13 protein-coding genes are annotated in these 13469 nt (G+C 39.6%); 4 read left to right on the forward strand and 9 right to left on the reverse strand.

Features of this window, described 5'->3' with window-relative positions:
- The first annotated feature begins 37 nt into the window (after positions 1-37).
- On the forward strand, positions 38-424 hold the full coding sequence (gene trxA, locus BP74_RS07005) for a thioredoxin (protein ID WP_496372463.1): 387 nt from the start codon (positions 38-40) through the stop codon (positions 422-424).
- A 59-nt stretch (positions 425-483) separates the two neighbouring features.
- Here the strand turns inward: trxA and BP74_RS07010 are convergent, their stop codons facing one another.
- The 6 genes from BP74_RS07010 to BP74_RS07035 all read right to left on the reverse strand — a co-directional run bounded on the left by BP74_RS07010 (position 484) and on the right by BP74_RS07035 (position 4034).
- Positions 484-1803, reverse strand: coding sequence for a serine hydrolase domain-containing protein (locus tag BP74_RS07010; RefSeq protein ID WP_496372465.1), 1320 nt, complete (start codon positions 1801-1803; stop codon positions 484-486).
- 70 nt (positions 1804-1873) lie between these two features.
- Positions 1874-2062, reverse strand: a complete 189-nt coding sequence (locus BP74_RS07015) for a hypothetical protein (RefSeq protein WP_496372467.1) — start codon at positions 2060-2062, stop codon at positions 1874-1876.
- A gap of 17 nt (positions 2063-2079) precedes the next feature.
- Positions 2080-2289: a hypothetical protein gene (locus BP74_RS07020; protein WP_496372469.1), complete on the reverse strand. Its 210-nt coding sequence runs from the start codon at positions 2287-2289 to the stop codon at positions 2080-2082.
- 122 nt (positions 2290-2411) lie between these two features.
- Positions 2412-2891: a hypothetical protein gene (locus BP74_RS07025; RefSeq protein WP_496372471.1), complete on the reverse strand. Its 480-nt coding sequence runs from the start codon at positions 2889-2891 to the stop codon at positions 2412-2414.
- A gap of 362 nt (positions 2892-3253) precedes the next feature.
- Positions 3254-3466, reverse strand: coding sequence for a hypothetical protein (locus BP74_RS07030; protein ID WP_496372473.1), 213 nt, complete (start codon positions 3464-3466; stop codon positions 3254-3256).
- A gap of 91 nt (positions 3467-3557) precedes the next feature.
- Positions 3558-4034 carry a hypothetical protein gene (locus tag BP74_RS07035; RefSeq protein ID WP_496372475.1) on the reverse strand — a complete coding sequence of 159 codons (477 nt, stop codon included), beginning with the start codon at positions 4032-4034 and terminating at the stop codon, positions 3558-3560.
- An 844-nt stretch (positions 4035-4878) separates the two neighbouring features.
- Between BP74_RS07035 and BP74_RS07040 the strand changes: the two genes are divergently transcribed.
- A complete protein-coding gene (locus BP74_RS07040; RefSeq protein ID WP_496372477.1) occupies positions 4879-5043 on the forward strand; it encodes a hypothetical protein in 165 nt (54 codons plus the stop codon).
- Between the two features lie 61 nt (positions 5044-5104).
- Here BP74_RS07040 and clpB read toward each other — a convergent pair whose 3' ends face one another.
- Positions 5105-7723 carry an ATP-dependent chaperone ClpB gene (gene clpB / locus BP74_RS07045; RefSeq protein ID WP_496372479.1) on the reverse strand — a complete coding sequence of 873 codons (2619 nt, stop codon included), beginning with the start codon at positions 7721-7723 and terminating at the stop codon, positions 5105-5107.
- Between the two features lie 131 nt (positions 7724-7854).
- On the opposite strand from clpB, the gene BP74_RS07050 reads away from it, so the two are divergent.
- Positions 7855-8958 (forward strand): serine hydrolase domain-containing protein, encoded by a 1104-nt coding sequence (locus BP74_RS07050; protein ID WP_496372481.1) that lies wholly within the window; start codon positions 7855-7857, stop codon positions 8956-8958.
- 69 nt (positions 8959-9027) lie between these two features.
- On the opposite strand, the gene BP74_RS07055 is transcribed toward BP74_RS07050, so the two are convergent.
- On the reverse strand, positions 9028-10938 hold the full coding sequence (locus tag BP74_RS07055) for a DUF3857 domain-containing transglutaminase family protein (protein WP_496372483.1): 1911 nt from the start codon (positions 10936-10938) through the stop codon (positions 9028-9030).
- A gap of 1 nt (position 10939) precedes the next feature.
- Positions 10940-12949, reverse strand: coding sequence for a transglutaminase family protein (locus BP74_RS07060; RefSeq protein WP_496372485.1), 2010 nt, complete (start codon positions 12947-12949; stop codon positions 10940-10942).
- 148 nt (positions 12950-13097) lie between these two features.
- Here BP74_RS07060 and BP74_RS07065 point away from each other — a divergent pair, with 148 nt between their 5' ends.
- A complete protein-coding gene (locus BP74_RS07065; RefSeq protein WP_496372487.1) occupies positions 13098-13460 on the forward strand; it encodes a hypothetical protein in 363 nt (120 codons plus the stop codon).
- Positions 13461-13469 lie beyond the last annotated feature (9 nt).

The raw sequence follows: 13469 nt of genomic DNA on the forward strand, positions 1-13469 counted from the left end.
CCTTTGGAGAGCATATTAGTAGCACAAAGAATAAATTATGCCTACACAACAAATGAATGCCAGTGATTTCAAAGAAAAAGTTTTCAATTATGACAATGGTGAAGAATGGGAATATGCAGGCACCTTACCTGTCATAGTGGACTTTTATGCTGACTGGTGCGGGCCTTGCAAAGCGATTGCACCCGCCCTGGAAGAATTATCTAAAGAATATGAAGGAAAACTGGTCATTTATAAAATAGATACGGATAAAGAAACCGAGCTCTCCGGTCTTTTCGGGATTCAAAGTATTCCAACCCTGCTATTTATTCCAACAACCGGCGCACCCATGATGCAGAAAGGCGCACTACCCAAGAATGTGTTGCAACAGGTTATTGAAGAAAAGTTATTACCGGGTGTGAACCATGATGAAAAGAGTCAGCAATAGCAGTGTTGAAAAGAAATAAAAAACAACTGGTTGAATGGCCAGTTGTTTTTTTATGCAAATCATTTCCTTGTGATCAGCTCCTTGAGCTTATCAGATACAAAATGTCCAAAAGGTGGATTACTGTTTGAAAGTATAATCACTATGCTTTGGCTCTTTGGATAAATATTTAACTCCGTGCATTCATTAATATATCCACCACTGTGACCAATCACATGTTCCTTACCCAACCTGTAATGTTCGGTTCCCCAACCATATTGTTCATTTAAGGGAGTTGTATAGTTTAATAACTTAGTCGTTGTAGCAGGGTTTAAAAGTTTATAGTTCAATAAGGACCTGGCAAAACTATACAGGTCATTGATAGTTGATGTTCCTCCTCCTCCACCGCCACCAGGAACTGAATGCGTCATACCTGCCTTTAAAAAGATATTTTCCCTTATATAGTTTTCAAACGACGCACCGGTAAACTTTTCGATGATGATACCTAGCAGAACAAACCCAGTATTACTATATTGCCAGCCTTTACCAGGTTCAAAAGCAAGCTTTTCTTCCTCTATGACGGGTAATAAGCCTATTTGGTTTTTTACACTATCCTTGATCCTGTTATAGGTAGCATTCTCAAAAAAATCACCCATACCGGAAGTGTGTGTCAATAATTGCTCTATAGTAATTGCTGTTACAGCTTTATTATGCAGTTCAGGCAGGAATTTACCAACAGAATCAGAAAGATTTATTTTGCCTTTTTCCATGAGCTGCAGCATGCTGACAGCTGTAAATATCTTACCCATAGAAGCAAGGCCAAATTCCTGGTCTATAGTATTGGGAGCTCCTTTAGCATTATTACCATAAGACCTGGAAAATAATACTTTGCCTTTGTGGTTTATAAATACATTGCCCGAGAACTGGCTGCCTAATTTCTGATTTATATACCGGTCCACCTGGTCACCAAGATGTGAATAGTCCTGTTTTCCGGTCTGCACAAATTCACCTGGAAAGCGATCAGGCTTTACCAATCGTTGTTTGAATTGTTGGTTGGAATCTGTAATGATTGAAAACTTCCACCAGGAATCGAATTGTTCATCCTTACTCCACACATCGGCCTGTACCGGGGATATAAAATTTACTTTCTTCACACTCACTTTTCCAATAACAGCGTAAGTAAATTTATACCTGTCCATTAAGTGGTTTAATTCAGCAGTGTCTTTTACTACTGGTTGCAGCAACCGGTAATATTGAGAACTGTCACCGGAATTATAAATTTTGAAGAATTGGTCAACGGTTACCTGGAGTTTTTGCTGTTCTGCAAAGGATTGGCACCAGGCATTTGAACTCAGGCAAAGGCAGCATATGACTACCTGTAAAAAGAATTTTGGCTGTAACATAAGGCATAAGACTATTACACCTTTTTAAAGGTTACAGCTATCAACGGGTTAACCTATATTTTAAATAATCCTAACTCCTGCCCTTTTCCACAGAGCTTTCTTCAGCGGTAGTTTTCCGTGACTCTTCGTTCATTTTGTCCTGGTTGCTGCTATCTACTCTCTTATCAGGAGAACCATCTTCCTTTACTTTCACAAAAGCATGATCAGTATTTTTTAAAGGCGCGTCCTGCTCATTAAAGCGTTGTTGATCTTTATTCATAAGAATTAATTATTGCGTCAATCGTTTTTATCCCTTTGTTCTTCGTTAATGGATCCCTGGTCGAAATTCCCACCCTTAATGCCCGGATCCAAATCTCCTTCCTGGCGATCCATATCACTAAGGTCCCTGCTTACTTTTTCTATATTGGCTTCATTTTCTTTGATAAAATTGGTCCGGCCAATACCGCCCAGGCCAGGTTTTGGTGAAATATTTTCTTTGTCGCTCATATTGCCCTATTTAAAGAATAAAAGTTTGAAAGAATTATGCCATTTATCAGCAGTTGCAATATTTACCTGACCATTTAAGAGTTAGATATATCCCTTAAAAACCTTAGTCAGCAATTAACCTATTAATGCTTCCTCGTTGAATCTCCCAGGTTTCTTTGTGGCAACCTGGTACCATATGGTCCTGTACCTGTAAAAGGGCTTTTACCGTTTACACCCATAAATGGACTGATTGAACCTATCCCACCAGGACTGCTGCCGGTTCCTACTGATCCACTGCCTGTGCTGGTTCCGGTAGAGGTGGCACCTACCTGGTAAAGGCTGATCTTTCCATTGGCAAATCCATAGGTGCCCGACGGCACGCCGATCAGTGATGATTTGTCTATAGTATAGGGAGATCCACTTGCTTTTGCGTTGAGCAGGTTAATAACAGGGTCTGATATTCCCTGTGAAGAGGTGGGTTCAGCATAGGCATTATGAGAAGATGCATTAGATAAGGTATACCTTTTACTTTCCCGTGTATTTTCCAAATTCAATGGTTTAGATCTTTTTGAAGACATTGAAGCGTTATTTTGGGGAAGAGTGGCAGTTTTCTGCTGAGCCATTGAACTATTTATAATCAAGAAGAGAATGGCTATACAATGAAGAATGGGTTTCATATGAAGCTATTTCTATAAATGCAGCAAATGCGCTGCCATATTGCGAACTGGGTGAACCCGGTGTAGTGATTAGAAAGTAAAGCTGAGGTAACTTAAATAATAAACCCCTGTAGAAACAGGGGTTTGATTTCAAAACGTAAATATTTACCTGTTAAGGAAATAAAGTACAAAATCGGGCATTTATTTAAATATTACAATAGTATAAATACCACGGTAATGCTCAAGCTAAAATAGTATTATAGCTTAGTAGAATATTTTATCAAAAAAAGAAAACAATGTATACCGCCTATTGATTAGGCATTATTGATTCAATAAATATCATCAGATACCTGGTCATTTTTTCTTCCCTCTTCAATACCTTCCTGCCATTGTTTTTGCCTGTCATTCATATCCCAGGAATTTCTGTTAGTTGAAACTTCATCATCCAGGTAATTGATATGCTTTTCGCGGTTGGCTTCTGAAGGGGTACTCAAACTTCTGTCTACATCCTCAGTTGAACGGGGTTTTCTATCTTCTTTCATAGCTTTTTTTCAACTAACCGCTAATATGATGCCACTAAACAATTCTATTATTTGTATTCTGCTGGTATTCAGAAGATTTTTTTGATAGCGTTTACTTTTTTAAACCTTTTAAACGCTCACAAGGTATTAGATCAAGTTTCTGACCATCCTGGTAATGTATGGAGTTGTGGTCTTTATAAAAAACGGTATCATTTCTATTGACCATCGTACCTATGCCTCTTATCAAACTGCTCCCTGATTTTAATAAAGCTATTTCCATAACGGATCTCATACCCTCTGATAAGAAATTGTAGAGCACATACATTGTGTCTTTATTACTATATCCTTTGATCTCACCATGGCTGGAATCTTTCTGGTAATTATCAAATGCCATGAATCCACTGATTGAATCCCCGGTTTGGCGAAGCTGGAGAAGAATGGTATCACGCTTTAGCACAAAACGGTAGCAGTTCAGAGATTGCTTTTCGGCCTGGGAAGCATCAAGATGATTTATTTTATCAGGCGGCAGGGTGTCAGATTTTGCAGAACCCACTGAAGGATTACTATTACAAGCAGCCAGCTCAAACACAATAAGTAATAGAAGATATATTCTTCCGTAAGGAATCATTGAATAGTTAAGTCAGGATTATATAATCAGAGCAAACCGAAACTGATCCTGTAATAGATCAGCAATGCCCCAACAACCAGTAGATCAGGATAAAAACGACTATAGTACCTAAACATCCCCCACCCATTTTTTTTGCTCCATATCCTGCTATTAAAGCCCTTAACCAATTTTGCATATTCTATAAATTATAGGCTATCAGGATAAAAAATTATGCCATACCTCAGGTATGGTCCTGAATACATAAAAAAAACTGGCAGGCCTACCAGTCAATAAACCGCTCTTAGTTGCCAGTTTAAACTACAAACCACCTTATGTTATAAGGAAAAAACCGCAGTTCCACTCCAAAAGGCACGATATCCACTTACCTTATACCAAAAGATAAAGCGCAAAAATCTATGCGGTAATAATAATGCCTACAAGAAAAAGCCATTTCTGGCGAAATGGCTTTACTATAACACATGAGAAACTGGCTGCTGTGTGCAATTATCTAAGGGCAAAGGTGGTTATACATTTAAGAAATAACAACAGTATTATCACGCAAATCTTACCGTGTTTTATACATATAGGCACTAATCATATGCCTGCACTTTACACCCAATACCGGTATTAACTGCTATAGAACTGATGTGGATAAATTATAAAGAAGGGTTCAATTTCAATATCTATCCTCTGAAAACAGGGATGTGAATAAATAGTTTCCCATGGGGAATGTGTACTTTCCACACAGTTTTTATTAGATTTACTTTGATCTAAAATCTAAACCACCATGGAAAAGCGAACCCTTAAATTTAACTGCCTTATCAATATGGCTAAGTTTTCTAAGATGGTTGCTGTAGGATACCTTATGAACACCAATAATTTCACCCTGACCGGCCGGTTTTCAGATGCAGACATTGTTTTAGCTTCTGAAGAATTTGAAGCCACCGAGATTGACACAACAGAAAAAGTATTTTCCTACGAATCGATGTAGTTCAGTCTTACACCTTATTAAAAAAGCCCGGATTTTACCGGGCTTTTGAATTTATTGCTACTTATACTGTGTGGGGCTGTTCAACATCATTTCTGAATACCACAACCCTATCAAAGACATCGACCAACACCGGGTGAGTTTTATCTATATCTCCTGCAAGTATCTTTTTACTTAACTGGTTAACGATTTCCTTTTGAATCAGGCGCTTTAAAGGCCTGGCACCGAATTGTGGATCAAATCCATTTTCTGCCAGGTAATCCAACAGGTAATCAGAGAATTTCAACTGGATACCATTTTGGCCTACAAGTTTCCTTAGTCCATCCAACTGGATCCTGATAATTCCCCTGATCTCACTTTTCATCAATGGCTGGAAGAGAATGATCTCATCAACCCTGTTTAAAAATTCAGGCCTTATCGTTTCCCTTAGCCTGGCCATCACTTCCACTTTTGTACGTTCCACTATCTGTTCCTGATTCTTTTCTGTAACATCGGCGAAGTTTTCCTGTATGATATCGCTACCCATATTTGAGGTCATGATGATGATGGTATTTTTAAAATTCACCACACGCCCCTTGTTATCAGTAAGACGGCCATCATCCAATACCTGCAGTAATACGTTCCAGACGTCAGGGTGCGCTTTTTCAATTTCATCAAGTAATACCACCTGGTAAGGCTTACGACGAACAGCTTCGCTTAACTGGCCTCCTTCATCATAGCCTACATATCCCGGAGGTGCACCAACCAGGCGGCTAACCGTATGCTTTTCCTGGTATTCACTCATATCGATACGCGTCATCATGTGCTCATCATCAAAGAGGTAATCTGCCAGGGCCTTGGCCAGTTCAGTTTTACCTACACCTGTTGTTCCAAGGAATATGAATGAACCTATAGGTCTTTTGGGATCCTGTAAACCTGCACGGCTTCTCCGGATGGCATCTGCAACTGCAGTTATTGCTTCATCCTGTCCCACTACTCTTTTATGCAATTCATCTTCCAGGTTCAACAACTTTTCTCTTTCGCTTTGCAGCATTTTACTTACAGGGATGCCTGTAGATTTAGCGACGCTTTCAGCAATATCTTCAGCATCCACTTCTTCTTTCATCAGCCTGCGGCTATTGGCACTCATTTCATTCAATCCAGCCTGCAACTCTGTTATCTTTTCCTCCTGCTCTTTCACTCTTCCATACCTGATCTCGGCAACCTTACCATAATCTCCTTCCCTTTCAGCCTGTTCTGCCTGTTGTTTCAGCCGCTCAATTTCTGCCTTGGCATTCTGAATCTTTTCTACCAGGTCCTTTTCCTCCTGCCACTTGGCTTTTAAAGTATCCCTTTCTACCGCCAGGTTGGCCAGTGTAGTATTCAGGTCCTTCAGTTTTTCATCATCGTTCTCCCGCTTTATAGCCTCCCGCTCAATTTCCAGCTGGCGGATCTGCCTTTCAAGCTTGTCCAGCTCTTCCGGCATTGAATTCATTTCGAGTCGCAGCTTGGCTGCACTTTCATCTATCAGGTCAATAGCTTTATCCGGAAGAAAACGGTCTGTAATGTACCGCACAGAAAGTTCTACAGCTGCAATAATGGCTTCGTCCTTTATGCGCACATGGTGGTGTGTTTCATATCGATCCTTCAAGCCCCTTAAGATAGAAATGGCATCCTCAACAGAAGGCTCGTCGATCATCACTTTTTGAAAACGCCTTTCCAATGCCTTATCCTTTTCGAAGAACTTCTGGTATTCATTCAGTGTGGTAGCCCCTATAGCTCTCAATTCACCCCTTGCCAGGGCTGGCTTTAAAATATTAGCGGCGTCCATGGCACCCTCACCACCACCAGCACCAACCAACGTATGTATCTCGTCAATAAACAGGATGATCTCTCCTTCACTTGTTGATACTTCCTTTACTACGCCCTTCAAACGCTCTTCAAATTCACCCTTATACTTGGCACCGGCGATCAACTGCCCCATATCAAGGGCATAAATAATTTTAGACTTGAGGTTCTCCGGTACATCTCCGTTAACAATACGCATTGCCAGTCCTTCTGCTATAGCTGTTTTACCAACTCCAGGCTCACCCACCAGGATAGGGTTATTCTTACTACGTCTTGAAAGTATATGTAGTGTTCGCCTGATCTCTTCATCCCTGCCGATCACGGGGTCCAATTTGCCCTGGCGGGCTAATTCATTTAAATTCTTAGCATACTTGTTTAATGCGTTGAATTGTGTTTCCTGTGTTTGAGAGGTGACAGTAGATCCTTTGCGTAACTCTGTAATCGCAGCGGTAAGGCCTTTTTCTGAAAGACCAAAATCCTTTAATAATTTGGCCGTATTATCATTACCCTGGAGTATGGCTAATAAAAGGTGCTCGGGTGTAATAAATTCATCTCCGAATTGTTTCAATAAGGCACCTGCTCTGAGTATTACATTATTGGCTTCCCTGGATATAGACTGGGCCGGCTCCCCGCTTACTTTAGGCAGTTTATCAATTAATCCATCCAGTCGTGTTTCCAGCTGCTGCGTATTCACCGCATTCTTTTTTAGCAGGTATTCCACTGGTGAATCCTGCTGCTCAAGCAACGCTTTAAGAAAATGTTCCGTTTCTATATTCGAGTTGCTATAATTAAAAGCCAGCTGCTGCGATTGTTGTATCACTTCAGCGGCCTTAATGGTAAAATTCGATAAGTTCATATCTGAATATTATAATTTGATTAGTAATTTTTCGTTCTATATTGTCTACAGAAGTTGGGATCTGTATCCCATTCTGCTTGCAGATCAACTAAAGCCACAAAGAACAATCCAACCATAAATTCACCGAAAGAATGTCATACAAATTACGAATTAACTGCCTGAAATTCAGGTTCCTCACTCTTCTCCTGTTATTTCTGCAGCCTTGTTTTGCCCAGAAAAATAAAAAGAATGATAAAGAATGGGGAATTGAGAAATACCAGCAGCTTAATACAGTTCTTACCCAAAATCAGAAATCATTGGGTAATGATGTAGTTACGCTTATCTGGACTGATACGATTGCATTTAAAAAGGAAATGGGAGAGCTAACAACAAAGTCAGAACTGCCACTGGCCGGAACCAGTCAATGGTTAACAGCCGCCCTGGTTTTAAAACTGGTGGATGAAGGCCGTCTATCCCTTGACGATAAAGTAAGTAGCTACCTGCCCATTTTTGAGAAATATGGCAAAAGTTATATCACCCTTCGACATTGCCTTTCTCATTTTACAGGCATCCAGTCAGACCCGGGCATGTTGGGCATTTTTCAGAAAAAGAAGTTTGCTTCCCTGCAGGAAGAAGTGGAATCATTTGCCAAAAAAGAGATCCAAACAAATCCCGGGACTGAATTCAGGTATAGTAACATGGGGCCAGAGATTGCTGGTCGTGTTGCGGAAGTAGTCATGAAGAAAACCTTTGACCAATTGATCAAGCAAAAGTTGTTGAATCCTCTTGGCATGTCCAAAACATCCTTCAGTACGCTAGATGGTTCAGCCATAGACCCGGCTTCTGGTGCCAGGTCAACTCCCAATGATTACATTAAGTTCCTTGCTATGTTATTGCATAATGGAACTTTTAACGGCAAACAAATACTTACAGAAGCAGCCGTAAAAGAAATGAGATCCATCCAAACCTCTTCTCAAAATATCAAATTGACGCCCAGGGCGGCTAATGGTTTAAATTATTCTCTTGGTAGCTGGGTCCTGGAAACTGAAGGTCAAAAAGCAGAATCATCAAATGTAGCGTCAGCACTTACCTGCCCGGGAATAATAGCTAACTGGCCGGTTGTCGATTGGTGCCGTGGATATGCACTCATGGTTTTTACCAAACCATTGCGCGAGGAACAAAAACCAGATCTTTTCCAGCAAATGAAACTTGCTGTAGATGAAACCAGGAATGCCAACTGCAATACCCGGGAGTAATTCTATTGATACAAATAAAAAGAGCTGCCCATTGAAAGAATGGGCAGCTCTTTTTATTGTAGTATGATCCTATGGCGCAGACTTTTTCACTAATACCATCCTGCTCCTGTCTGACCTGTAAACAGATTCATAGAATTGAGCCAGGGCAATACCTTCCTTTGCAGGATACCTACCTGCAAAATGTTCTTTAACACGATTATAAATGATCTTGTTTCCAACCAGTTTGGCAGTGCTGGTATAGGTTCCAAATTTGGATTGTAAATGAACATCCGAAGGCACAGACTCTAATTGATAGCCTTCAGGAATTTCTATTTCATAAGTATCTTCATGATGAAAAGCATCATTAAATACATAATCAAAAGCCCTGTCTTTCTGATCGTTTAAAACATATCCACCCCTGTTTAAAATATTGGGCATGATAAACAGGCGCTTACCACTTATCGTTGCATACTTACTTACAGATATTTCCAGGTGCTCATCCACTTTTGGTAACACATCCTTAGTCTCTTCGTATTTAAAACTGTTGATATCATAGGTGGAAAGCTCCAATTCTCTTTGTAACACTTTTTGAACCTTTTCCTTTGACAACCCATTGATCAGGGAACTCACATCGTCCTGTTCAGTACCACCATAACTTGCACTTACGCTCATGCTAAGGTTGCCAGCTTCATCAAGCTTAGCTTTTATGGCTCTCTGCTGGGTATTTTCCTTGATTCCATATTGTGGTGTTTTTACGACTACTCCTCCCTCCTCAGTGATCATTAATGCTTTTCTGTTTCCAGTGAAGTCAGACATATAACCTGCAGGCAGGCTTTGGCTGGTGCATTCCAGCCACATACTATCTTTTGTAAGGGGTACGCAAAGTATCGCATGATTAAAACATCTGCTTGGGAAATCCTCGATTAGAACATCTTTATTTGCTCCTGCATATACCAAAGTATAGTTGGACTTAATACCAGCAGCCTTTAAAAGGCTATACATATAATTGGTCAATGCCTTACAGTCCCCATATCCCTTTGTGGCTACCTCATTGGCAGGGAATGGCTGCCAGCCGCCAATGCCTAATTGAATACCTATATACCTTGTATTCTTCTGGAGAAAATTATACAGTATCCTGACCTTTTCCCTTGTATCAGTTATTCCAGCCGTAAGATGATTAACGGTTTCCAGAATATTGGATGGTAACACATCCCTTCCTGCATTTAAACTGTTCTGGAACTTTCCCAAATCTTTCCAGGAATTCATATTTCCCTTAAATCCCTGGATCTCAAAATCAGATGGTGCAAGGGTTACCATTGTTGTTATTTCTCTCCAGGAAGGTGTAGCAAAAGGCAACTTAATGGCAGGAACAGAAGTTATACTCCAATGCATCTTCTTTTTGCCTTTTTCCATAGTAATTTCCGGCTCACCCTTATAATTAAATGCCCTGAATCGTATTACATATTCCGCAGGGCAGATCACAGTATAACTACTTTGTTCTACCGCATATTTTTCATCTTCCTGGGGATTCCAATCTGGAAAGAACAATGTATTGTTGAACTTTTGCTCTACTTCATATTCAACAGTATATGGATACTCCCGGAAATAAAAATGATGTGACTTCACACGGTTGTCATCCATAAGATTAATATCATTTACAGCACTTAGATCCGAGATATCTTTGTTTTTTGTTTTTTTCAATACTTTACCTGCAGCGTCATACAAAGTACCTTCCATGGAGGTGATGGAAGTAAGCTTATCATAATATTCAGAGATACCTGCATACTCATCACCATTTTCGTTTAAAATAGTCAATGCATATTTCTTATGCAATATGGTTTCCCCGGTACTGATGATCTGGAAACTAATTTCTTCCATGCGTTTCACCACATCAGCGTCTTTTTTCAGGTTTTCAGGAATGGCGCTAACAGGGTATTTTGGATCAGCAGCTTTCAACCCTGATACGCAGAGCAAAAAGCTTATTAATATAATAATGCGCATACTAGATTTTCTTTTTCAATACAATTTGTTCATTCTGTTTACTAACCACCATATTAAAGAATTCACGGAGATTAGCATATTCCTCCGGCATGTATAAAGAACGATTGAACTTTATACGGCAACGGAATGAGATCCTTCCCATTGAATGAGATATGCGGTATTCAAACAAGCCCGACCCCTCTTCATCTACTTTAGCGATCATTTGTTTAGGTAATTCATCAACCTCGTATCCTTTTGGTACTTCCATACTCAGTACATATGTTTCATCCATGACGTACGGCATTTCTACGGGATAATACCTTTCTGCAGCAGTAAAAAGATTTTTTTTGTATCCTTCACCAAACATAGGATTCACATATATCGTGCTCTCCCCATTATTCATGAATTCAACATCATAATGTAATGAAACAGGAGCTTCGTAATTCTTAAGCGAATCAATAGAAGGCGATACTATTTTTATATCAAGCCCAAAAGCTTTTTCAACATCTTTAAAAAATTCTTCCTTGCCTTTGTCTTTTACTTTTTCCCTGATATCATAAGAGCCATAATATCCTGGGGTTTGCGACATCCTGCCTTTCCATTTACCATTTTCATCATTATTGATGATCAGCAGGGTAGTTTTTGATTCTGTGAGAGAGTCAGGAGAAAATACCAACGGATCCGCGTTTTCATTAACCAGGCGGGCATGCCCGTTATAACATTCCAGCGGGAGTTTATTAAATCCCAATTGATTATCACTGGCATCCAGGTAATAGGTCTTTCCATTATCCTGCATCTGTACAATCACATAATCAAAGCTGCTGGTCATGGGTGAGTATTCCATAGCATAGCCATGTTTGGTAGTACTTAAAATGACTGGCGTCGCATCAAGCCCTGAATAACGCAACATGGTCGTAAGTAAAAGATTGATCTCGGAAACAGTACCCTTTTTGGTTTTAAGTACATTCTTAAGCGATTGGTCCATCCAGATATAACCTGCGCTACCTGTGCATGAAAAATTATCTCTAACATAGTTATAGATTTTTTTTGCTTTTTCTTCACCCGAAGAAACACTGGCGTAAACAGGTTTGATATCATCTGACAACCAGTTGTTACTATTATTCAAAATACTTCCAAAGCTTTCACTTTTCAGTAGACCTTTTGTCAATTCTGTCCAACTTGTGCGATAGTTATAAGGCTCGAGTGGATATTGTTTAGATGCCAGTTGAAACTCCATCCTTGACATATGATTCCTGATAGAAGATGTGAAAGATTCTCTTTTTAATTCAGGAACATCTTTCATTACCCACCTGTAATCGGTGACGCCTGCAGTAAAATTATAGGACTCTGTACTGCTAGCTGTTTGCGTCTGTCTGACCGTGAAACTAGCTGTTCTGTCTTTTCTTTCATTGATATCTATACTATGAAATCCGCGGCTTAAGAAATTATAGGTAAAGAATTCAGGAACGGTGAATGTAAACTCGCTCCATAAGGTTGGACTGGTGCTGCTTTGGAATAGCCATGGATCCAGGTTATCTATAAAATCAGAAGTTACCTGGTAATCATATTCAATAATGCAACCTTCCTTTACATTAGGCATGGTAAACTTTTTGACCAACCGGTTCTTATTGATCTTTTCTTTGAAAATAGCCGACTTCTCCAGGCTTGTTTCAACAACTTTTCCATTTTCAAGATTGTAAGTAACTGCCTTGACCCTATCTAATTTTTCTTCCTCACTTCCATTTGTGTATAATAAAACTTCTACATTGGCTTCATCATACCCATTTTTATTAAGTATGTGCACTACTTTATGTTTCCTGGAAACAAGAGAAAACCAGCCTTTACTGTTTCCTTCCAGGGAAGTGGAGCCGATATCACTCAGCACCACTGCATTAGCGCCGCTGTCTATGGCATATACTTTTTTTTCAAAATTTGCAAGTGAGATCTTTCCGAATTTTGTAAATGCACTTTCTTTCTGTGAAAATGCAGGCATAGTTAGGGTACAAAAGATCACAAGTGGGATCAGTCTCATGAGAAGTTAGTTTAATAATTCCGCTCAATATCTTATAAATAAATTGAATTTGAAAGCTATTGCATCAATACCTAACCCTCCTAAGTGTTTTCATGTATTAAATAAGGTTTGCTTAATAAATAAGGAGTTGTAGTTTAATGCCAAAAAAATGTACGAGCACAGATCACAAAAGATGCTACCTATACACTTGTTTTACAGGCGTGTACTTAAGAATATACTGGTTGCCTCTATTATACTTGCCATCAGCCTTATAATCGGGATAATCGGTTTTTATTTAACTGCCGGTTCCAGTATTATAGATGCCGTTCACAATTCCTGTATGCTGCTCAGCGGCATGGGACCCGTTTTAAATATTACCAACTTTGGAGGTAAGGTCTTTTCTTCAGTGTATGCATTGTTCAGTGGGGTGGTGTTTATAACCAATATAGGTGTGATATTGGCGCCAGTCATGCACAGGCTCTTTCACAGGCTGCATTTAGAAGACAATGATGCAACTTCGCCGTCCAAATAACATCTTTAG

This window comes from Flavisolibacter ginsengiterrae DSM 18136 (assembly GCF_059568575.1).